The organism is Actinomadura sp. GTD37, assembly GCF_041951365.1.
In the GTDB taxonomy this organism is placed as follows: Bacteria; Actinomycetota; Actinomycetes; order Streptosporangiales; family Streptosporangiaceae; genus Spirillospora.
On the sequence record NZ_JBGNUS010000002.1, the window covers coordinates 617,219 to 638,661 of the forward strand.

The window sequence follows — 21,443 nt, forward strand, 5'->3', positions numbered from 1 at the left end:
AACCCTATTGGTCAGATCAGCTCCAGGGGGTCGATCTGGACGCGTACGGTCTCCGTGGCCTTCCTCGCACTGCGCACGCCCTGGGCTTCCTTGAGCGCGCGCGCGAGGGCGTTCCCCGCCGCGCGGGGCACGCGTATCAGCGCGCGCTCCCTCTCCTGGACGTCCGCTCCCGCCTGCGGCACGGGCACCGGCACGGGCACGGGCCCGAGGACCTCCGCGCCCTCGGGGAGCCGGGCGTCGGCCAGAAGCTCCCGTATCGCGGCCGGGGAGCCGGTGAGCGAGGCCATGCGCGCGGCGGGCGGGAACCCCGCCTCCCTGCGTTCGGCGAGCTCGCGCTCCGCGTAGGTGACCGGGTCCCACCGGACGAGCGCCTGGACGGCGGGGAGCGCCCCGTCGGCGGCCACGACCACCGGCCCCTGCGGGCGCACGAGCGAGGCCGCGTTCATCCAGCGGCGCAGCGTCTCCTCGCCGGCGCGCAGATCGGGACGGCCCAGCAGGACCCAGCCGTCCAGCAGCAGCGCCGCCCTGTATCCGTCTTCGGCGGGTGGCTCCGCGCCCGGCGTGGACACGACGAGAGCGCGTTCAGGGCCGACCCGTTCGAGGATCGCGTCGCGCCCGGACGTCCGTACGGGCACGCCGGGGAACGCCCTGCCGAGCTCCTCCGCCGTGCGTTTCGCACCGACCACGACCGCGCGCACTTGGAAGAAGCCGCACTCGGGGCAGTGCCAGTCGCCCGCGATGCGTCCGCACCATCGGCAGTAGGGGGCGGCGTGCGACGACGCCAGCGACAGAGGCCCCTGGCACGCCTCGCACCGTGCGGGAGTACGGCAGCGCCCGCACGCGATGCCCGGCACGTATCCGCGCCTCGGCACCTGCACGAGGACGGGGCCGTCCTCCAGGGCGTGCCGGGCCGCCTCGAACGCGACGTTGGGCAGGCGTGCCGTCCGGGCGGCGGCGTCGCGGGCGAGCTGCGCGTCCTCCCCCACGTACCGGACGCGGGGCATCGCCGTCCTGATCCGCGCCCGGTCGGCCGCGAGCATGTGCGCCCAGCCGCTCTCCACCAACTGTGTGGCGTCGGTCGTCCTGGTGAAGCCGCCGATGAGCGCCCCCGCGCCCGCTCGGTGCGCACGCAGGGCGAGGACGTCGCGGGGATGCGGGTACGGCGCGTGGGGTTCGGCATGGACGTCGTCACCGTCGTCCCACAGCACGACGAGCCCGAGCTCGGCCACGGGTGCGAACATGGCGGCACGCGTGCCGACCACCGCACGGGCCTTGCCGCGCAGGACGGCGAGCCACCTCCGGTAGCGCTCGGCTGGGCCGAGTTCCGCCGTGAGGGCGACGTGCGAGCCCTCCCCCAGCTCGGCCGTGAGCGCGGAGTTCACGCGCTCCACGTCACGTCCGTCGGCCACGACGACGAGAGCGCCGCGCCCGCCGTTCAGCACGGCGGCGACGGCCCGCGCTATGGCGGACGTCCAGTCCGGACCCGGCAGCGCGGTCCAGACCGCGCGCGGGGCCCTCCCGTCGGCGAGGGCGCTCAGGAACGACGCGCCCGCGGGGTAGTCCTCCCAGACGCCCGCGTCGACCGTGCCGGGCGTCTCGGGCGTCTCGGGCGTCTCGGGGCCGCCGGGCTCCGCTTGCGGCTCCGCTTCTACGCGGGCGTGCCGGGGCGGGACGGCCAGCCGCAGCACGTCCGCGAAGGTGCCCGCGTACCGGTCGGCCACCTCCCGCACCAGCGCGGCCGTCTCCGGCGTCAGGACGACCTCGGACGACGTGACGCGCTCCAGGAACAGCAGCTTGCCGTCGTGCCCGCTCTCGGCGGCCCGCTCCAGCAGGAACCCGTCGACGAGCTGCCCGGCGAACCGCACCCGCACCCGGCAGCCCGGCACCGCCTCGGCGTCCAGCTCGGCGGGCACCAGGTAGTCGAAGGGCCGGTCCAGGTGGGGCAGGGACATGTCGACCGCGACCCGCGCCACGGGCAGCTCCCCGGCCGGACGGCGCGCCCCCTTCTTCCCGGACTTGCCCGCCTTTCCAGACTTGCCCGCCTTGCCGGGCTTGCCGGAAGGCGCCCGCGGGAGGTCGTCCAGCCCCGGGATCAGGTCCGTTCCCCCGACGTCCTTCGTCACGCCCCCCGTCCTACCAGATCGACCCGACACCCGGACTCGCGCGCTAGGGTTGGTCCGATTGAACGGGGGCGCGCATCCACTGGCCCATCGCCCGATGCCCTCCTCGCTCCCGCCGTCCGACGAGCCCGTGCAGGCGATGTGACCTCAGCGCATACTCAAGAGCGGGCGGACGCCCCGGTCCAGCACGGACCGCCGCGCCGTCCCGCAGGCCCCCCGTCCGCGTGGAAGAAGTGGAAGAAGCGGATCCGCCACCCGGTGGTGGCGGCCACCGCCGTCGCCGCCGTCCTGCACCTGGGGTGGGCGGTCTTCCTCGCGACCGAGGGCGGCGACCTCGCGGCACAGGCCGCGTGGACCGACTTCGTCTGGAAGCACCCCGACGCGGCCTACAGCTTCGCCTGGTACGGCGGGATGCACCCGGTGTCCTACAGCGTCATGTCGCCCTACCTGATGGCGCTCTTCGGCATCCGCACCGTCGCGGTGGTGACCGGCACCCTCTCGGCCGCCTTCACCGCGTACCTGCTCAAGCAGTTCCGGGCCCCCGTGGCGCTGCCCGCGTCGCTGTGGGCCGCGTTCGCGCTGTCGTGCAACTCCGCCTCGGGCCGCGTCACCTTCGGCCTGGGCCTGACCTTCGCGCTCATGGCGACGATCGTGGCGTTCACCCCGCGCGGCACGCCCGCCCTGCGCGCCGCCGGGATGGCCGTCCTCAGCCTGCTCGCCTCGCTCGCCAGCCCCGTCGCCGGCCTGTTCCTGCTGGTGCTGGCCGCCGCGCTGTTCCTCACCGGCCGCCGCCGCGCGGGCGTCTGCGTCGCCGTCGGCCTCCCCGCCGTGGTGGGGACCACGAGCCTGCTGTTCCCGTTCAGCGGCGTGCAGCCGATCTCGCTGACCGCCATCGTGCTGCCCGCCGTCGCCGGCGTCATCGCGATCCTGCTGTGCGCGCCGAAGGGCTGGACGTTCATCCGCGTCGGCGCGGGCGTCTACCTGGCCGGGATCACCCTCACCTGGCTGGTCCCCTCCCCCGTCGGCAGCAACGTCGAGCGGCTGTCGCTGCTGTTCGGCGGGATGTTCCTGCTGTCGGCGGTCGCCCGCGCGCAGGGCCGGCTCCGGATCGCCGTGCTGTCCCTGGCGTTCATCGTCACGGCGTCCTGGCAGGTCGTGAAGCCCGTCGACGACCTGATCCACACCGAGCCCGCGGCGTCCGCGGCCGAGCACGCCCGCGGCCTCGTCGCCGAGCTGGACGCCCTCGGCGCGGACCGGGCGCGCATCGAGGTCGTGCCGCTGCGCTCCCACTGGGAGGCGTCCGGCCTCAGCCGCCACTTCGTCCTCGCGCGCGGCTGGAACCGGCAGGTCGACGCCGAACGCCACCGGCTGTTCTACGAGGACGGAGCGCTGACGCCCGCCTCCTACCGCGACTGGCTGCACCAGTGGGCCGTGCAGTACGTCGTCCTGCCCGAGCAGGAGGTCGACTGGTCGGCGCGGGACGAGGCCGCTCTCGTCGAGGGCGGCCAGCCGTACCTCACGGAGGTCTGGCAGGACGAGCACTGGCGCCTGTTCCGCGTCGCGGGCCCGACGCCGCTCGTCGACCGCCCCGCGTCCGTCCGCAAGCTGACCTCCGGGGAACTCGTCGTCGACATGCCGTCCAGCGGATCGGCCCTGGTGCGGGTCTCCTGGTCCCCCTGGCTGAGCGCGACGGGCGGGGACGCCTGCCTCGCGCGCGCGGGCGACTTCGTCCGGCTGACGGCGCACCGGCCCGGCCGCTACACGATCGCCGCCCGCTACGGCCTGCACCGCGGCAACCACTGCCCTTCCTGACCCTGCCCTCTGGCACTGCCTGCCCCCGCAGGCGCCCTTCCTGACGGCACGAAAAGGGCCCCGGGACGCCCCGGGGCCCTTCTTCGCGCGGACGGGTCAGAGACCGGCGGCGGAGGCCAGCGCCTTGGCGCGGTCGGTCGACTCCCAGGAGAAGTCGGGCTCGGACCGGCCGAAGTGGCCGTAGGCGGCCGTCTGCGAGTAGATCGGCCGGAGCAGGTCGAGGTCGCGGACGATCGCGGCCGGCCGCAGGTCGAAGACGTCGTCGACGGCCTTCTCGATCTTCTCCGGGGCGACCTTCTCGGTGCCGAACGTCTCCACGAACACGCCGACCGGGTGCGCCTTGCCGATCGCGTACGCGACCTGGACCTCGGCGCGGTCGGCGAGCTGCGCGGCGACGATGTTCTTGGCGACCCAGCGCATCGCGTACGCGGCGGACCGGTCGACCTTGGACGGGTCCTTGCCGGAGAACGCGCCGCCGCCGTGCCGGGCCATGCCGCCGTAGGTGTCGACGATGATCTTGCGGCCGGTGAGGCCGGCGTCGCCCATCGGGCCGCCGATCTCGAAGCGGCCGGTCGGGTTGACCAGCAGCCGGTAGCCGTCGATGTCGAGGTCGAACTGGGCGAGCACCGGGTCGACCACGTGCTCCTTCACGTCCGGGGCGAGGAGCTCCTTCAGGTCGATGTCGGGAGCGTGCTGGCTGGACACCACGACGGTGTCGAGGCGGACGCCGCGGTCGCCGTCGTACTCGATGGTGACCTGGGTCTTGCCGTCCGGGCGGAGGTAGGGCACGTCGCCGCTCTTGCGGACCGCCGACAGGCGCTGCGCGAGCCGGTGCGCCAGCGTGATCGGCAGCGGCATCAGCTCGGGGGTCTCGCTGGTGGCGTAGCCGAACATCAGGCCCTGGTCGCCGGCGCCCTGCCGGTCCAGGTCGTCGACGCCCTCGCCCTCGCGGGTCTCGTAGGCGTCGTCGACGCCCTGCGCGATGTCGGGCGACTGCGCGCCGATGGACACCGACACGCCGCAGGAGTGCCCGTCGAAGCCCTTCTTGGACGAGTCGTAGCCGATCTCCAGGATCTTCTCCCGGATCACGCCCGGGATGTCCACATAGGTCTCGGTGGTGACCTCACCGGCCACATGCACCTGACCGGTCGTGATCATCGTCTCGACGGCGACCCGGCTCTTCGGGTCGTCCTTGAGCATCGAGTCGAGGATCGCGTCGCTGATCTGGTCCGCGATCTTGTCCGGGTGTCCTTCGGTCACGGACTCGGAGGTGAACAGGCGGCGAGACACGTACGTGCACTCCTTGCAGCGGCTGCTGACTGACGTCGCAGGTCGGATATGTCATCGGGTTCGGCGGGAGCGTCCCCCCGCGCGGTATCCAAGAGCGGTAAGCCCGCAGTCTAGCCCGATCGTCATCAGGTACTGGTAGAGGCACGGTCGAGGCCGGCCGGCTCCCGCTCAATCCGCGGGCGGCGGGTCGAGGCGGGCGGCGACGAGGTCCCAGACGATCTCGGCGAGGGCCTCCTTGGCGCCGCGCGGCACCTCGGTGTGCGAACCGTCCGCGCCGAGGATCACGGCCTCGTTGTCGGGACGGCCGAACGTGAGGTCCTCGCCGACCTGGTTGACCACGAGGAGGTCGCTGCCCTTGCGGGCGAGCTTGGCGCGGCCGTTCGCGAGGACGTCGTCGGTCTCTGCCGCGAAGCCGACGATCACCTGCCCGGGGCGGCGGTTCGCGCCGAGCTCGGCCAGGATGTCGGCGTTCTTGACGAGCCGGATCGGCTCCGGCTCCGCGCCCTCCGCCTTCTTGATCTTCGAGCCCCGGTAGCCGGCCGGCCGGAAGTCGGCGACGGCGGCGGCCATCACCACGGCGTCGGCGCCGGCGGCGGCCGCGACGACGGCCTTGTGCATCTCCTCGGCCGACCCTGCGGCGACGACCTCGGCGCCGGCCGGGTCGGGCAGGGCGACGTTGGCGGAGACGAGCGTGACCCGGGCGCCGCGGGCCACGGCCGTGCGGGCGAGGGCGTAGCCCTGGAGGCCGGACGAGCGGTTCCCGATGAAGCGGACGGGGTCGATGGCCTCGCGGGTGCCGCCCGCCGAGACGACGATGCGCCGTCCGGCGAGGTCGCGGCCGGCGGCGCCGCGGGCCAGGACGTGCCGCGCGACCTCGAACAGCTCCGCCGGGTCGGGCAGCCGGCCGGGGCCGGTGTCCTTGCCGGTGAGCCGCCCGGAGGCCGGCTCGACCACGAGCGCGCCCCGCGCCCGCAGCGTGGCGACGTTGGCCCGGGTCGCCGGGTGCTCCCACATCTCGGTGTGCATCGCGGGCGCGAACACGACCGGACATCGCGCGGTGAGCAGCGTGTTGGTGAGCAGGTCGTCGGCCAGCCCGTGCGCGGCCCTGGCGAGCAGGTCGGCGGTGGCGGGCGCGACGAACACCAGGTCGGCGCCCTGCCCGAGCCGGACGTGCGGGACCTGCGCCACCCCGTCCCAGACGGCGGTGGACACCGGGTTGCCCGACAGCGCCGCCCAGGTCGGCTCTCCGACGAAGCGCAGCGCGTCATCGGTGGGCACGACGGTGACGTCGTGGCCGGACTCGGTGAGCCGCCGCAGCAGCTCGCACACCTTGTACGCGGCGATTCCGGCGCTCACGCCCAGCACGACGCGCGGCTTACGGGAGGTCATGCGAACACTGTCCCACTAGGTCTCGGCGCCCGGTCGCACCGGGTCGCCCGCGACCCGGCCGGCTCAGCCCTCGATGGGCTCGGCGTTCAGGAGGCCCTCGCGCGTCTCGCGGAGCGCGATCGACAGGGGCTTCTCCTGCACCTGGGTCTCGACGAGCGGGCCGACGTACTCCAGCAGGCCCTCGCCCAGCTGGGCGTAGTAGGCGTTGATCTGCCGGGCGCGCTTCGCGGCGATGCTCACGAGGCCGTACTTGGTGTCGACGACCTCCAGGAGCTCGTCGATCGACGGGTTGGTGATGCCCTCATTGCTGGCTGCCACTCGGTGGCCTTCCACTGGTAGGACTCGACTAGTGAACAGCCATCAAGACTAGCAGCTCATCGCATACGCCCTGGACGGACGTGTTGACGAGCGTGACGTCGAACTCCTTCTCGGCGGCGAGCTCCACGCGGGCCGCGTCGAGGCGGCGTTCGATCACCTCGGGCGGCTCGGTGCCGCGGCCGGTGAGCCGCCGGACGAGCTCCTCCCAGCTCGGCGGCGCGAGGAAGACGAGCCGCGCCTCCGCCATGGACCGGCGGACCTGCCGGGCGCCCTGCAGGTCGATCTCCAGGAGCACCGGCTCGCCGCGGGCGAGGCGCTCCTCGACGGGCCGCCGCGGGGTGCCGTAGCGGTTCCCCGCGAACTCGGCCCATTCGAGGAGCTCCCCCTCGTCGACGAGCCGGTCGAAACCGGCGTCGTCGACGAAGAAGTACTGCACACCATCGGTCTCACCCGGGCGGGGGGCCCGGGTGGTCACCGAGACCGACAGCCACACCTGCGGGTGTGAGCGCCGGATCTCGGCGACGACCGTGCTCTTGCCGACGCCCGACGGCCCGGACAGGACCGTCAGCCGCCGCGCGAGCGGGCCAGGCGTTCTGGAGCCCTCCGGCGCAGCGATGGGTGCGCCGGAGCCGGACGGGATGGAGGCGGCTTCGGGTCGCCCCGAGCCGGCCGCGGCGGTCTGACCGCCGCGCCCGCCCGTGAGTCGCGCGTCAGCGGTTCGCACTTCCGCCGAACTCACGCTCCAGGGATGCGCGCTGGTTGGCGCCGAGGCCCCGCACACGGCGGGACTCGGCGATGCCCAGGCGCTCCATGATCTGCTTCGCACGGACCTTGCCCACACCGGGCAGTGATTCGAGGAGGGCCGACACCTTCATCTTTCCTACGACGTCGTCGGACTGACCCTCTTTGAGAACCTCGGCAAGCGAGGTTCCCCCGTGCTTGAGCCGGTTCTTAACCTCGGCCCGCTCCTTGCGAGCCTTGGCAGCCTTTTCCAGGGCTGCGGCGCGCTGTTCGGGGGTTAGGGGCGGAAGAGCCACGCCGGGTCACCTCAGGTTTCCACTCGACGGAGTCGGACGGGTTGGGAAACTAGCGAGTTCACCACCCATAAGGCAACGTGAAGTGCCGTTTAGCCCACCACAAATTCACGAATATCACTCCCCGGAGTGTCCTGAATACAGAGTGTACCCAATCCCGGGGGGTCGGCGGCGCATCCCCTTGCCTTGCTGGGACTTTCGCATGATCGTGAAAATCCCCCCTTTCCAACCCCAAATGCGGCACTCCATGCCCATCTGTCACTGCGGTTCGCGCCCCGCGGGGCCGTCCCGCCACGCCGTCGGGAGCCCGCGCGGGACGCTCCCCGCCCCCGCTTGTGAGGTCTCCCACAAACGATCCCGACCGAGTGACACTCGTCACGCCGCACCCTTCCGCACGTCGCGGCGGCACCGTTACTGTCATCCTCGACAACACCGACCCCGCCAAGATCGTCTCCCGCTCGGAGGGCCGCGCCACCGCACCAGCTCCCCCGCCCGCCGCCAGGGCACCGACACGGACGCGGAACACCCGGCCGACCGCCGCGGCCTCCGCCGCGGCGAATCGCCGCTCCGCGTGAACGAGTTCCTCGTTCGGCACGTACCAGCAATGCGAACACTCCATCCCCGGCATTCGCATGCGACTAAAACCACAATGTGCAATTACTCCCAGGGGGGCGACCCCCTGGAACCCCCGTTGCGACGCAGGCGATCCTCGCGCCGCCGTTGCGGTTCTTGTGCCCGTTGCGGTTCATGGGGCGTCGCTGCGGTCGCCTGCGTCGTCGGGCATGCCCGCTGCGCTCGCTTGCGCTCGCTCCGCGTGCCTGCCCGTGTTCCGCCCGTTGAGGTCACTACCGGCTGTGCTCGCACCGCGCGCCTGCCCATGCTCCGGCGGCTGAGGTCACTACCGGCTTCGCTCACTCCCCGTCCCTGCCGTGCTCCACCGGCCTTGGTCAGTACCGGCTGTGCTCGCTGCGCGTGCCTGCCCCTGCTCCGGTGACTGCGCGTGCTCCCTTGCCCGGCGGCGCCTCGCTCCAGGGTGCTCCTGTGGCTTCTGTGGCTGCGGGGCGGTGCCGGGCCGGGGGCTGCGGTCGGCGCGGCGGGTCAGGGGGCGGGGGTGCGGCGGAGGGCGGCGGCTATCGCGGCCGCGGCGGCGCCGGGGTCGGGGGCGCCGGTGATGGGGCGGCCGATGACCAGGAGGTCGGCGCCGGCCGCCAGGGCGGCCTCGGGGGTGGCGACGCGGGCCTGGTCCTGGTTGGCGGCGCCCGCGGGGCGGACGCCCGGCGTGATCAGCGTGATGCCGGGGCCGACCTCGGCGCGGACGGCGGCCGCCTCCCGCGGGGAGCAGACGAGGGCGTGCGCGCCCGCCTCGACGGCGAGGACGGCGAGGCGGCGGACGGCGTCCGAGGTCGGTCCCGCGACCCCGATGCCGGTGAGGTCGGCGTCGCCGAGGGACGTCAGGACGGTCACCGCGGCGATCTTCGTGGCGGGGGCGGCCTCGACGGCGGCGCGGATCATCGCGGGGCCGCCCGCGGCGTGCACGGTCAGGTAGGACGGCTTGAGCCGCGCCACGGCGCGGGCGGCGCCGCGCACGGTCGCGGGGATGTCGTGGAGCTTCAGGTCCAGGAAGACCTGCACGCGGCTGGCGCCGCGGACGCTCGCGACGACGTCGGGCCCGTACCGCAGGTACAGCTCCAGGCCCACCTTGACGGTGGAGACGTGCGGCGTGACCAGGGTGGCCCAGCGCGCGGCCGTCTCCAGGTCGGGCGCGTCCAGCGCGACGGCGATGGGGGCGGCGGTCACAGCTTCTCCTTCTCGGGCTCTTGCGGGCGCACCTGGGGCGGGACGTACCCGGCCGGCTTGTGCGCGAGGCCGACGGCGTCGGCGAGGCGGTCGATGCGGCGGGCCGCGAGGGCCTCCTCCAGCTCGCGGAGGATGCGGGGCCCCGCCGCGGGGTCGTGGAAGACGGCGGTGCCGGCGGCGACGGCGGACGCCCCGGCGAGGACGAACTCCAGCGCGTCCAGGCCGGTGGCGATGCCGCCGACGCCGATGATGGGCGTGCTCGGCAGCGCGGCGTGCACCTGGTAGACGCAGCGGACCGCGATCGGCCGGATCGCGGGCCCCGACAGGCCGCCCGACACGCCGGTGAGGGCGGGCCGGAGCGTCCGCGGGTCGATCGCCATCGCCTCCACGGTGTTGATCAGGGTGAGGCCGTCGGCGCCCGCGTCGACGCAGGCGAGCGCGATCGTGACGATGTCGGTCACGTCGGGGGCGAGCTTGGCGAAGATCGGGACGCCGGGCCGGGCGTGGGCGCGGACGGCGCGGACGACGGACGCCGCGGCGGCCGGGTGCCAGGCGAACGCGCGGCCGCGGTCCTCGACGTTGGGGCAGGCGACGTTGACCTCGATCCCCGCGATGCCGGGGACGCCGCGGAGGCGGCGGGCCACGTCGCCGAACTCCTCGACGCTGCCGCCGGCGATGGAGACGATGGTGCGGACGTCCTGCTCGACGAGCCAGGGGAGGTCGCGTTCCAGGAACGTCTCCACGCCGGGGCCCGGGAGCCCCGTGGCGGTGAGGAGACCGCTCGGGGTCTCGGTCACGCGTGGTGTGGGACGTCCCGCGCGCGCTTGCGTCATCACGGACGCGGTGACGAACGCCCCCAGGCGGGACAGGTCGAAGAACTGGGCGAGCTCCCGTCCCGTCCCGCCGCACCCGGAGGCGGTCAGGACGGGGTTGGGCAGCTCCAGCGGCCCGAGCGCGGTCCTGACGCGGTCGCCCGCCCGGTCGCTCATCGGGAGCCCCCCTCGGAGACGCTCAGGACGCGCGGCGCGCCCAGCGCGTCGAACGGGATCGTGTCGAGGTCGCCCCAGCGGACGCGGTCGCCGCGCAGGACGGGGCCGTCCGCGCAGGCGCGGACCATGCGGGTCACGCCGTCGTCGCCGTGGACGGGCAGCACGCACGTCATGCACACGCCGGTGCCGCACGCGCCCGTCCGCTGCAGGAACTCCTCGACCGACACCTGCGAGGGCAGGCCGAAGTCGCCGGCGACCTGGGTGACCGAGCGGAGCAGGCCGGTCGGTCCGCAGCCGTAGACGACGTCGGCGCCGGTCTCCTCGATGACGCGGGGCAGCACGTCGCGGACGGTGCCGCGCTCCCCCATCGAGCCGTCCTCGGTGGCGACGGTCGAGCTGTCGCCGATGCGCTGCGCCATCCGGGAGCCGAACACCTGCCGGGCGGACGGCCCGCCGAGCACGAAGTGCACCTGGCAGCCGCGCCGCAGCAGCGTGTCGGCGAGCGCGAACACCGCCGCGCCGCCGGGCCCGCCGCCGACGAGCAGGCAGGTCACCGGGTCGCGGGGCAGCCGGAACGGGCGGCCGAGCGGCCCGAGGAGGTCGATCTGGTCGCGGGAGCGGCGGCCGGCGAGCCAGCCGGTGCCGGGCTCGGTGTCGGCGAACACCAGCTCGACGGTGCCGCCGTAGTCGGACTTGACCTCGTGCACGCCGAGGCAGCGGCGGACCAGGCGGGACGTGTGCTCGCCGCCGACGGCGAGCGCCACGAACTGGCCGGGCCGGAAGCGCTCGGCGATGGCCGGGGCCACCAGCGTCATCGCGTGGTAGTCCTGCACCTGGCGGACCGTGAGGACCGTCGCCGACGTCTGCACCGGCGTGTCGGACACCCGTCTCCCTCTCCTCGTCGTGCGCCGCGCTCGGCCGGGCGGCGGCGGAGTCCGCCCGGCCGGGCGCGGCCTGTCGTCACCCGGGCGCCACCGTGCCGTCCGGCTCTCCCGCGCGCCCGCGGGCGCCGCCGATCCGCTCGGCGTGCTCCTGGAGGGAGCGGACGCCGACCTGGCCGCCGGCGACGGCCTCGATGCCCTGCACGGCCGCCGCGAGGCCCTGCACGGTCGTCACGCACGGTACGCCCCGCAGCACGGCCGCGGTGCGGATCTCGTAACCGTCGAGCCGCGGCCCGGACTGGCCGGGGCTGCCGAAGGGCGTGTTGACGATGAGGTCGACCTCGCCGTCGAGGACGCGCCGCACGATCGTGGGCTCGCCGGACGGGCCCGGACCCTCGCTGTGCTTGCGCACGATCTTGGCACGCACGCCGTTGCGGCGCAGGACCTCCGCGGTCCCTTCCGTGGCAAGAATCTCAAAGCCGAGGTCAGCGAGCCGCTTCACCGGGAACACCATGTGCCGTTTGTCGCGGTTCGCCACGGACACGAACGCGCGTCCCTTGGTGGGCAGCGACCCGTAGGCGGCCTGCTGCGACTTGGCGAACGCGGTGCCGAACACCTCGTCGATGCCCATGACCTCGCCGGTGGAGCGCATCTCGGGGCCGAGGACGATGTCGACGCCCTGCCCGCTCTCGTTGCGGAACCGGTCGAACGGGAGGACGGCCTCCTTCACCGCGATCGGCGCGTCCAGCGGGAGCGTCCCGCCGTCGCCCGTCTCCGGGAGCATGCCCTCGGCACGCAGTTCGGCGACGGTGGCGCCCATCATGACGCGCGCCGCCGCCTTGGCGAGGGGCACGGCCGTGGCCTTGGACACGAACGGCACCGTGCGGGACGCGCGCGGGTTCGCCTCCAGCACGTACAGGACGCCCGCGGAGAGCGCGTACTGGACGTTCATGAGGCCGCGCACGCCCACACCGCGCGCGAGCGCCTCGGTCGACTCCCGGATGCGGCGGATGTCGTCGTGCCCCAGGGTGATGGGCGGCAGCGCGCACGCCGAGTCGCCGGAGTGGATGCCGGCCTCCTCGATGTGCTCCATGACGCCGCCGAGGTAGAGCTCCTCGCCGTCGAAGAGGGCGTCGACGTCGATCTCGATGGCCTCGTCCAGGAAGCGGTCGACCAGGACGGGGTGCTCGGGGCTCGCCTCCGTGGCGCGGGCCATGTACGACTCCAGCGTGACGTCGTCGTACACGATCTCCATGCCGCGCCCGCCGAGCACGTACGAGGGGCGGACGAGCACGGGGTAGCCGATCTCGTCGGCGATCTCGCGCGCCTCCTCGTAGGACGTGGCGGTGCCGTGCTTGGGCGCGAGCAGGCCGGCCCGGTGCAGGACCCGCCCGAACGCGCCGCGCTCCTCGGCGAGGTGGATGCTCTCCGGGGACGTGCCCACGATCGGCACTCCGGCGTCCTTGAGCTTCTGGGCGAGCCCCAGGGGCGTCTGGCCGCCGAGCTGCACGATGACGCCCGCGACCTCACCGGACTGCTGCTCCGCGTAGACGACCTCCAGGACGTCCTCGAGCGTCAGGGGCTCGAAGTAGAGCCGGTCGGAGGTGTCGTAGTCGGTGGAGACCGTCTCGGGGTTGCAGTTGAGCATCACGGTCTCGTAGCCCGCCTCGGCCAGCGTGAACGACGCGTGGACGCACGAGTAGTCGAACTCGACGCCCTGGCCGATGCGGTTGGGGCCGCTGCCCAGGATGAGGACCTTGGGCTTGCTTCCCGGCGGGACCTCCGTCTCCTCGTCGTAGGCCGAGTACAGGTACGGCGTCTGCGCCTCGAACTCGGCGGCGCACGTGTCGACCGTCAGGTAGACGGGGCGGATGCCGAGCGCGTGCCGCACCTCGCGCACGACCTCCTCGGAGAGGTTGCGCAGCTCGCCGATCTGCGCGTCGGAGAAGCCGTGCCGCTTGGCGCGGAGCAGCTTGTCCCTGGTGAGGGCGTCGTCGGCGGTGCGGATCTCTTCGGCGACCTCGTTGACGGCCGCGATCTGGTCGAGGAACCAGGGGTCGATGCCGGTCGCGGTGTAGAGGTCCTCGATGCTCGCCCCGGCCCAGAGCGCGCGCTGGACGTCCCTGAGCCGCCCGTCGTGCGGCCGCGCGGCCGACTCGACGAGCGCTCCGGCGTCGGCCTCTCCGGCCCAGCTGAAGGACGAGCCCTTCTGCTCCAGCGACCGCAGGGCCTTCTGCAGGGCCTCGGTGAAGCAGCGCCCGATGGCCATGGCCTCGCCCACGGACTTCATGTGCGTGGTCAGCGTGCCGTCGGCGCCGGGGAACTTCTCGAACGCGAACCGGGGCACCTTCACCACGACGTAGTCGAGCGTGGGCTCGAACGACGCGGGCGTCTCGCGGGTGATGTCGTTCGGGATCTCGTCGAGGGTGTACCCGATCGCCAGCTTCGCCGCGATCTTGGCGATGGGGAAGCCGGTGGCCTTGGACGCGAGGGCCGACGACCGCGACACCCGCGGGTTCATCTCGATGACGATCATGCGGCCGGTGCCGGGGTGCACGGCGAACTGGATGTTGCAGCCGCCGGTGTCGACGCCGACCTCGCGGATCACCGCGATCGCGACGTCCCGCATGTTCTGGTACTCGCGGTCGGTGAGCGTCAGCGCGGGCGCGACCGTGATCGAGTCGCCGGTGTGCACGCCCATGGGGTCGAGGTTCTCGATGGAGCACACGATGACCACGTTGTCGGCGCGGTCGCGCATGACCTCCAGCTCGTACTCCTTCCAGCCGAGGATCGACTCCTCCAGGAGGACCTCGCCGGTCGGGGACGCGTCGAGGCCCGCGCCGGCGATGCGGCGCAGGTCGTCCTCGCCGTGGGCGAAGCCGGAGCCCCGGCCGCCCATGGTGAACGACGGCCGGACGACGAGCGGGTAGCCGAGCCCGCCGGCCGCCGCGAGGCAGTCGTCCATCGTGTGGCAGATGACCGACCGCGCGGACTCGGCGTTCAGGCCCTGCTCGCGCGCGACCTTGGCGACGACCTCCTTGAACCGCTCGCGGTTCTCGCCGGCCTGGATCGCGTCGACGTCGGCGCCGATCAGCTCGACCCCGTACTTCTCCAGGACGCCGCTCTCGTAGAGCGCGATGGAGGTGTTCAGGGCCGTCTGGCCGCCGAGGGTGGGCAGCAGCGCGTCCGGCCGCTCCTTGGCGATGATCTTCTCGACGACCTCGGGGGTGATCGGCTCGACGTAGGTCGCGTCGGCGAACTCGGGGTCGGTCATGATCGTGGCGGGGTTGCTGTTGACCAGCGTCACCCGCAGGCCCTCGGCCCTCAGCACCCGGCACGCCTGGGTGCCGGAGTAGTCGAACTCGCACGCCTGGCCGATGACGATCGGCCCGGAGCCGATGACCAGGACGGACTTCAGGTCTTCCCTGCGCGGCATTACTTCGACGCCTCCATCAGCTCGCAGAAACGGTCGAAGAGCCCGGACGCGTCGTGCGGGCCTGCGGCGGCCTCCGGGTGGTACTGGACGCTGAACGCGGGCCGCTCCAGGAGCCGCAGCCCTTCCACGCACCCGTCGTTGAGGTTGACGTGGCTGACCTCGGCGGGGCCGTAGGGGGTGTCGAACGGGCCGTCGGCGGGGGCGTCGACGGCGAACCCGTGGTTGTGGGCCGACACGTCGACCTTGCCGGTCGCCCGGTCCTGGACGGGCTGGTTGATGCCCCGGTGGCCGAACCTCAGCTTGTACGTGCCGAGGCCCAGCGCGCGGCCGAAGATCTGGTTGCCGAAGCAGATGCCGAAGAACGGCGTGCCGGTGTCGAGGACGCCCTTGAGCGCCTCCACGGCGTAGCCGGCGGCGGCGGGGTCGCCGGGGCCGTTGGAGAAGAACACGCCGTCGGGGGCGAGGGCGAGGATCTCCGCGGCCGTGCTGGACGCCGGGAGGACGTGCACTTCGCAGCCCCGCTCCGACATCCGGTAGGGCGTCATGGACTTGATGCCCAGGTCGACCGCGGCGACGGTGTAGCGCTTCTCGCCCCTGGCCTGGACGACGTAGGGCTCGGTGGTGGAGACGTCCCGCGCGAGGTCGGCGCCCTCCATCGAGGGGGTCTGCCGCACGCGCTCGACGAGCGCGTCCTCGCCGGGGGCGACCGCGTCGGCCCCGCTGAAGATGGCGGCGCGCATGGCGCCCTTGTCGCGCAGGTGCCGCGTCAGCGCGCGGGTGCCGGGCATGGCGATGCCCACCACGCCCTGGTCGCGCAGCGCGGAGCCCAGGGAGCCGGTGGCGCGCCAGTTGGACGCCACGCGGGCGGGCTCGCGCACCACGAAGCCGGCCACCTGGATGCGGCGCGACTCGGGGTCCTCGCCGTTGACACCGGTGTTGCCGATGTGGGGGGACGTCATGGCCACGATCTGGCGGGCGTACGAGGGGTCGGTGAGGGTCTCCTGGTAGCCGGTCATGCCGGTGTTGAAGACCATCTCGCCGAAGGTCTCGCCCTCGGCTCCGTACGCCGCCCCGTGGAACACCCTGCCGTCTTCCAGAACGAGCAGAGCAGGGTTCATTGGAGCTTCCCTTCCAGAACCGTCGGCCTGCCGCGCAGGAGCGTCGCGACGACCCGTCCGGGCAGCTCCAGCCCCGCGAACGGGGTGTTGCGGCTCTTGGACGTCATCGCGGACGGGTCCACCGCGCGGCGCGGCGACGGGTCGTACAGCGTGATGTTGGCGGGCGAACCTGCCTCGAGCGGACGACCCTGTCCGGAAAGGCGGCCGATGCGGGCGGGGCGGGCGGACATGCGGTCGGCGACCCCGGCCCAGTCGAGCAGGCCGGTGTCGACCATGGCCTCCTGGACGACCGGGAGCGCCGTCTCCAGGCCGATCATGCCCATCGCGGCCACGGCCCACTCGGTCTCCTTGGCCTCGACCGGGTGCGGGGCGTGGTCGGTGGCGACGCAGTCGATCGTGCCGTCGGCGAGCGCGTGCCGCAGCGCGGTGACGTCGTCGGCGGTGCGCAGCGGCGGGTTGACCTTGAAGATCGGGTCGTAGGTGCCGGCGCGGGCGTCGTTCAGCAGCAGGTGGTGCGGGGTGACCTCGGCGGTCACCGGGCAGCCCTTGCTCTTCGCCCAGCGGATGATCTCCACCGAGCCGGCCGTGGACACGTGGCACACGTGCAGCCGCGACCCGACGTGCTGGGCGAGCAGCACGTCCCTGGCGATGATCGCCTCCTCGGCGACGGCGGGCCAGCCGCGCAGGCCGAGCGCGGCGGACATCTCGCCCTCGTTCATCTGCGCGCCCTCGGTGAGGCGCGGCTCCTGCGCGTGCTGGGCGACGACGCCGTCGAACGCCTTCACGTACTCCAGCGCGCGGCGCATGATGACCGCGTCCGACACGCAGTGGCCGTCGTCGGAGAAGACCCGGACCCGGGCGGCGGAGTCGGCCATCGCGCCCAGTTCGGCGAGCTTCTCGCCGGCGATGCCGCGCGTGACCGCCCCGACGGGCTGGACGTCGCAGTACCCGGCCTCGCGGCCCAGGCGCCACACCTGCTCGACCACGCCGGCCGTGTCGGCGACGGGGTCGGTGTTGGCCATCGCGTGGACGGCGGTGTACCCGCCCATCGCGGCGGCCTTCGTCCCGGACTCGACGGTCTCGGCGTCCTCGCGGCCGGGCTCGCGCAGATGGGTGTGGAGGTCGACCAGGCCGGGGAGGGCCACGAGCCCGCCGGCGTCGATGACCTGCGCGCCCGCCTCGTCCAGGCCGGAGCCCACCTCGGCGATGGCGCCCTCGCGGACCAGGATGTCGGCGGGCTCGCCGCCGAGGATCCGGGCGCCCCTGATGATGTACGTCGTCACTGGGCGACCTCCTGGCCGATTGCGGGCTCGGAACCGCCGAGCAGCAGGTAGAGGACCGCCATGCGGGCGCTGACGCCGTTGGCGACCTGCTCGACGATCGTGGAGCGGACCGAGTCGGCGACCTCGGCGGCGATCTCGACGCCGCGGTTCATCGGGCCGGGGTGCATGACGATGGCGTGCTCGGGGAGCTGCGCCATGCGGTCGGTGTCCAGGCCGTAGCGGCGGCTGTACTCGCGCACGGTCGGGAAGTAGGCGGCGTTCATCCGCTCCTGCTGGACGCGCAGCATCATGATGACGTCGCTCTTGGGGAGGACGGCGTCGAGGTCGTACGACACCGAGCACGGCCACGTGTCGATGGCGACCGGCATCAGCGTGGGGGGCGCGACCACGGTGACGTCGGCGCCGAGGGTGTCCAGCAGCAGGACGTTGGACCGCGCCACGCGGCTGTGGAGGACGTCGCCCACGATCGTGACCCTGCGGCCGTCCAGGTCGCCGAGGCGCTTGCGCATCGTGAACGCGTCCAGGAGGGCCTGGGTGGGGTGCTCGTGCGTGCCGTCCCCGGCGTTGACCACGCTGCCCTGCACCCAGCCCGCGAGCCGGTGCGGGGCGCCCGACGCGCCGTGCCGGATGACGACGCCGTCCGCGCCCATCGCCTCCAGGGTGAGCGCCGTGTCCTTCAGGCTCTCGCCCTTGGACACGCTCGACCCCTTGGCGGAGAAGTTGATGACGTCCGCGGACAGCCGCTTGGCCGCCGCCTCGAACGAGATCCGGGTGCGGGTGGAGTCCTCGAAGAAGAGGTTGACGACCGTCCGGCCGCGCAGCGTCGGCAGCTTCTTGATGGAGCGGCCCGCGATCTGCGCCAGCTCCTCGGCCGTGTCGAGGACGAGCAGCGCGTCGTCCCGGGACAGGTCGGCGGCGGAGATCAGATGGCGGTTCATCCGGCGCCCCCCGCCGGGGCGGGCGGCACGGGTCCGCGCAGCGCGGGGCCGAGCAGCACCGCGTCGCGCCCGTCGTTCTCGTCCAGCAGCACCTTGACGGTCTCCCGCATGGAGGTGGGCAGGTTCTTGCCCACGTAGTCGGCACGGATCGGCAGCTCCCGGTGGCCGCGGTCGACCAGCACGGCCAGCTGGACGGCGCGGGGCCGGCCGAGGTCGTTCAGCGAGTCCAGCGCGGCGCGCACCGTCCGGCCGGAGAACAGCACGTCGTCGACCAGCACGACGACCCGGTCGTCGATGCCGCCGGGCGGCAGCTCGGTGCGGCCGAGGGCGCGGGCGGGCCGCATCCGCAGGTCGTCCCGGTACATGGTCACGTCGAGCGAGCCCCAGGGCACCGGGCGGCCCTCGACCTCGCGCAGCGCGCCCGCCAGCCGCTCGGCCAGCGTCACGCCGCGGGTCTGGATGCCGAGCAGCAGGACGTCGTGGCCGCCCTTGGTCCGCTCGAGGATCTCGTGTGCGATGCGGGTGAGCGCGCGTCTGATGTCGGGACCCTCCAGAACGGCCTTGGGCCGGGGATCACCGTCCGCCACGCGCTCCTCCGCCGGCCGTTGCGGCCTGGAGGCAGCATTCACCGCCGAAACCTCCTTCCCCGCCTCACGGGACGGGCCTTAAAGGACGTCATGTCTCCCCCACGTTAGCAGTCGTCCCGGACCGCCCCGCACCCGGACCGGTCCGCGTCTTCGCAGGTGAGAGGCGTCACATTCGATCATGCGCGGGGCGGCGCGGCGGGCGGCCGCGGGCCCGCCGCGGTGCGCCCGCGGCCGTTCCGGACGATCCGGACGGCCCGCATCGAGTCCTGCGGATTCGACCGCTTTTTCGCAATCAGCTTGACCTGGGGCCGTCCCCGTTTTACCGTCACTGTCCGTAACCATCCCTGGGGACAGAGTCTTGAGGCCTCCCGGTCTTGCGATTCTGTCTCCCCCCGGTGACCAGCCGGGGTCCGACGACGATGAAAGTGAGCCTGGGGGGCCGCAGAATGCCGTCTGAATACGCTAAGGCTCTCGGCGCGCGCCTGCGCGCGATCCGTACTCAGCAGGGCCTGTCCCTGCACGGTGTGGAGGAGAAGTCACGCGGCCGCTGGAAGGCCGTCGTCGTGGGTTCGTACGAGCGGGGCGACCGCGCCGTCACCGTTCAGAAGCTGGCCGAGCTCGCCGATTTCTACGGCGTGCCGGTTTCCGAGTTGCTGCCCGGCGGAGCCGCGCCGAGCCCGCTCGGGCCTACACCCAAGCTCGTGATCGATCTAGAGCGGTTGCAGCAGCTTCCGAAAGACAAGGCCGGTCCTCTCGCCCGCTACGCCGCGACGATCCAGAGCCAGCGGGGCGACTACAACGGAAAGGTCCTGTCCATCCGCCAGGAAGACCTGCGTTCACTCGCGGTCATCTACGACAAGTCCCCGACCGAGCTGACCGAAGAGCTGATCGGCTGGGGCGTCCTGGACCCGGAGGCGCGCCGCGCCGTCGAGTCCTTCTGATTCACCGCACCACGGGCTCCACCGTGACGGGGCCCGGCGCCACGCCGGGTCCCGTTCCGCTTCCCCGTGACCGGCGGCGGCGCGGGGCCAGCAGGGCCAGGGGCAGGACGGCGGCCATGGCGGCGGCGCTCAGCGCGAAGCCGGCCGCGTAGCCGGTCTCGCCCGGGACCACCACGATGACGACCGCGCTGACCTGCGTCCCGAGGGACGCGCCGACCGTCCGGATGAGGGTGTTGATGCCGGTCGCCACGCCCGTCTCCCTCGCCGGGACGGCGGCGACCACGAGGTTCGCGACGGCCGCGTAGGCGAACCCGAGGCCGATGCCCCGCGCCAGGCCGCCGGCGTAGAGCTGCCACATGGCGGCGTGCTGGAACGCCACGAACGCGTAGCCGAGGCCGGTCATCAGGGCGCCGCCCAACAGCACCGTCCGCGAGCCGATCCGCCGGTCGAGCAGGCCCGCCGTCATGCCCGCGACGGTCATGCCGATGCTCGCGGGGAGCTGCAGGAGGGCCGCCTGGGTGGCCGTCCCGCCGAACCCGTACCCGGTGCCCTCGGGGAGCTGGACGAGCAGCGGGAACAGCAGGCCGCCCGCCATGAGCGCGTAGCCGGACAGCAGCGACGCCGCGTTCGCCGTCCACACGCCGCGCATCCGCATCAGCTTCAGGTCGACCAGGGGCTCGGCGACGCGGCTCTCGACCCGCAGCCAGGCGGCGGCGGTCGCGGCCGAGAACGCGAGCAGGCCCAGCACGCCGGGCGACGTCCAGCCCCAGTCCATGCCCTCGGTCAGCGCGGTCAGCGCGGCCACCAGCCACACGGCGAAGAGCGCGGCGCCCCACCAGTCGACCCCGGCCGCCGCCCTGGGCGCCGGCCGCGGCACGACCCGCCAGGCGAGGACGATCCCGGGCACCAGCCCGAGGACGGGCACCCAGAGCAGCCACCGCCAGCCGAGCAGGTCGATGATCGGCCCCGCCACGCACCAGGAGACCGCCCCGCCGAGCCCCAGCATGGACGACATGAGGCCGACCGCGGACGCCGTCCGGGCGGGCGGGACGACGTCCCGGATGATCGTGTACGCCAGCGGGAAGACGCCGCCGCCGACGCCGGCGACGGCGCGCCCGGCCAGCATCACCGGAACGTTCCGGGCCAGGGCGGCGACGACCATGCCGGCGGTCGCGGTCACGAGGACGGCGAGCAGGACGCGCCGCGGGCCGTAGAGGTCGCCGAGCCGTCCCACCACCGGCGTCGCGACCGCGGCGGACAGCGTCATCGCGGTGAGCGCCCACGCGGCGCCCGCGGGCGTGGTGTCCAGCCCGTCCTGGATCTGCGGCAGCGCGGGCGTGACCACGGCCATGGACAGCGAGTAGGCCATCACGCCGAGGAACGCCAGCAGCGGAACCAGCCCGCGCCCCTCCCGCGCCGCCACTGCGTCCTCCCATGCTTCGCCGCCCTAACAATCTCACATCAGGACAAAGCGGCACCGGGGCGTCCCACCGCCGCGCTCGCGCTCCCC

General features: G+C 73.3%; 17 protein-coding genes. 2 read left to right on the forward strand and 15 right to left on the reverse strand.

What is annotated here, in order from left to right; genetic code table 11:
• Positions 1–11 precede the first annotated feature (11 nt).
• The gene (locus ACA511_RS16980; RefSeq protein WP_375025297.1) at positions 12–2,123 is read right to left on the reverse strand and encodes a primosomal protein N'; all 2,112 of its coding nucleotides are present in this window, start codon (positions 2,121–2,123) and stop codon (positions 12–14) included.
• 138 nt (positions 2,124–2,261) lie between these two features.
• Between ACA511_RS16980 and ACA511_RS16985 the strand changes: the two genes are divergently transcribed.
• The gene (locus tag ACA511_RS16985) at positions 2,262–3,932 is read left to right on the forward strand and encodes an MFS transporter (protein ID WP_375025298.1); all 1,671 of its coding nucleotides are present in this window, start codon (positions 2,262–2,264) and stop codon (positions 3,930–3,932) included.
• 96 nt (positions 3,933–4,028) lie between these two features.
• Here the strand turns inward: ACA511_RS16985 and metK are convergent, their stop codons facing one another.
• The 13 genes from metK to pyrR form a co-directional block, all read right to left on the reverse strand.
• On the reverse strand, positions 4,029–5,222 hold the full coding sequence (metK, locus tag ACA511_RS16990) for a methionine adenosyltransferase (RefSeq protein WP_375025299.1): 1,194 nt from the start codon (positions 5,220–5,222) through the stop codon (positions 4,029–4,031).
• Positions 5,223–5,390: 168 nt separating this feature from the next.
• The gene (gene coaBC, locus ACA511_RS16995; RefSeq protein WP_375025300.1) at positions 5,391–6,611 is read right to left on the reverse strand and encodes a bifunctional phosphopantothenoylcysteine decarboxylase/phosphopantothenate--cysteine ligase CoaBC; all 1,221 of its coding nucleotides are present in this window, start codon (positions 6,609–6,611) and stop codon (positions 5,391–5,393) included.
• Positions 6,612–6,674: 63 nt separating this feature from the next.
• Positions 6,675–6,929, reverse strand: coding sequence for a DNA-directed RNA polymerase subunit omega (rpoZ, locus tag ACA511_RS17000; RefSeq protein ID WP_021597645.1), 255 nt, complete (start codon positions 6,927–6,929; stop codon positions 6,675–6,677).
• 28 nt (positions 6,930–6,957) lie between these two features.
• A complete protein-coding gene (gene gmk / locus ACA511_RS17005; RefSeq protein WP_375025610.1) occupies positions 6,958–7,545 on the reverse strand; it encodes a guanylate kinase in 588 nt (195 codons plus the stop codon).
• A gap of 94 nt (positions 7,546–7,639) precedes the next feature.
• The gene (mihF, locus tag ACA511_RS17010; RefSeq protein WP_371952267.1) at positions 7,640–7,966 is read right to left on the reverse strand and encodes an integration host factor, actinobacterial type; all 327 of its coding nucleotides are present in this window, start codon (positions 7,964–7,966) and stop codon (positions 7,640–7,642) included.
• Between the two features lie 1,095 nt (positions 7,967–9,061).
• Positions 9,062–9,760 (reverse strand): orotidine-5'-phosphate decarboxylase, encoded by a 699-nt coding sequence (pyrF, locus tag ACA511_RS17015; protein ID WP_375025301.1) that lies wholly within the window; start codon positions 9,758–9,760, stop codon positions 9,062–9,064.
• Positions 9,757–10,749 (reverse strand): dihydroorotate dehydrogenase, encoded by a 993-nt coding sequence (locus ACA511_RS17020; protein ID WP_375025302.1) that lies wholly within the window; start codon positions 10,747–10,749, stop codon positions 9,757–9,759. The genes pyrF and ACA511_RS17020 overlap by 4 nt, the downstream gene beginning before the upstream one ends.
• Positions 10,746–11,633 (reverse strand): dihydroorotate dehydrogenase electron transfer subunit, encoded by an 888-nt coding sequence (locus ACA511_RS17025; protein WP_375025303.1) that lies wholly within the window; start codon positions 11,631–11,633, stop codon positions 10,746–10,748. Before ACA511_RS17025 ends, ACA511_RS17020 begins: the two co-directional genes overlap by 4 nt.
• A gap of 76 nt (positions 11,634–11,709) precedes the next feature.
• Positions 11,710–15,066: a carbamoyl-phosphate synthase large subunit gene (carB, locus tag ACA511_RS17030; RefSeq protein WP_375025304.1), complete on the reverse strand. Its 3,357-nt coding sequence runs from the start codon at positions 15,064–15,066 to the stop codon at positions 11,710–11,712.
• Positions 15,066–16,184 carry a glutamine-hydrolyzing carbamoyl-phosphate synthase small subunit gene (gene carA / locus ACA511_RS17035; RefSeq protein ID WP_375025305.1) on the reverse strand — a complete coding sequence of 373 codons (1,119 nt, stop codon included), beginning with the start codon at positions 16,182–16,184 and terminating at the stop codon, positions 15,066–15,068. Before carA ends, carB begins: the two co-directional genes overlap by 1 nt.
• The gene (locus ACA511_RS17040) at positions 16,181–17,467 is read right to left on the reverse strand and encodes a dihydroorotase (protein ID WP_375025306.1); all 1,287 of its coding nucleotides are present in this window, start codon (positions 17,465–17,467) and stop codon (positions 16,181–16,183) included. The genes carA and ACA511_RS17040 overlap by 4 nt, the downstream gene beginning before the upstream one ends.
• Positions 17,464–18,405, reverse strand: coding sequence for an aspartate carbamoyltransferase catalytic subunit (locus ACA511_RS17045; RefSeq protein ID WP_375025307.1), 942 nt, complete (start codon positions 18,403–18,405; stop codon positions 17,464–17,466). The genes ACA511_RS17040 and ACA511_RS17045 overlap by 4 nt, the downstream gene beginning before the upstream one ends.
• On the reverse strand, positions 18,402–18,992 hold the full coding sequence (gene pyrR / locus ACA511_RS17050) for a bifunctional pyr operon transcriptional regulator/uracil phosphoribosyltransferase PyrR (RefSeq protein ID WP_375025308.1): 591 nt from the start codon (positions 18,990–18,992) through the stop codon (positions 18,402–18,404). Before pyrR ends, ACA511_RS17045 begins: the two co-directional genes overlap by 4 nt.
• A gap of 446 nt (positions 18,993–19,438) precedes the next feature.
• Here pyrR and ACA511_RS17055 point away from each other — a divergent pair, with 446 nt between their 5' ends.
• Positions 19,439–19,933, forward strand: coding sequence for a transcriptional regulator (locus ACA511_RS17055; protein ID WP_021597992.1), 495 nt, complete (start codon positions 19,439–19,441; stop codon positions 19,931–19,933).
• A gap of 1 nt (position 19,934) precedes the next feature.
• Here the strand turns inward: ACA511_RS17055 and ACA511_RS17060 are convergent, their stop codons facing one another.
• Positions 19,935–21,356, reverse strand: coding sequence for an MFS transporter (locus tag ACA511_RS17060; RefSeq protein WP_375025309.1), 1,422 nt, complete (start codon positions 21,354–21,356; stop codon positions 19,935–19,937).
• Between the last annotated feature and the right edge of the window lie 87 nt (positions 21,357–21,443).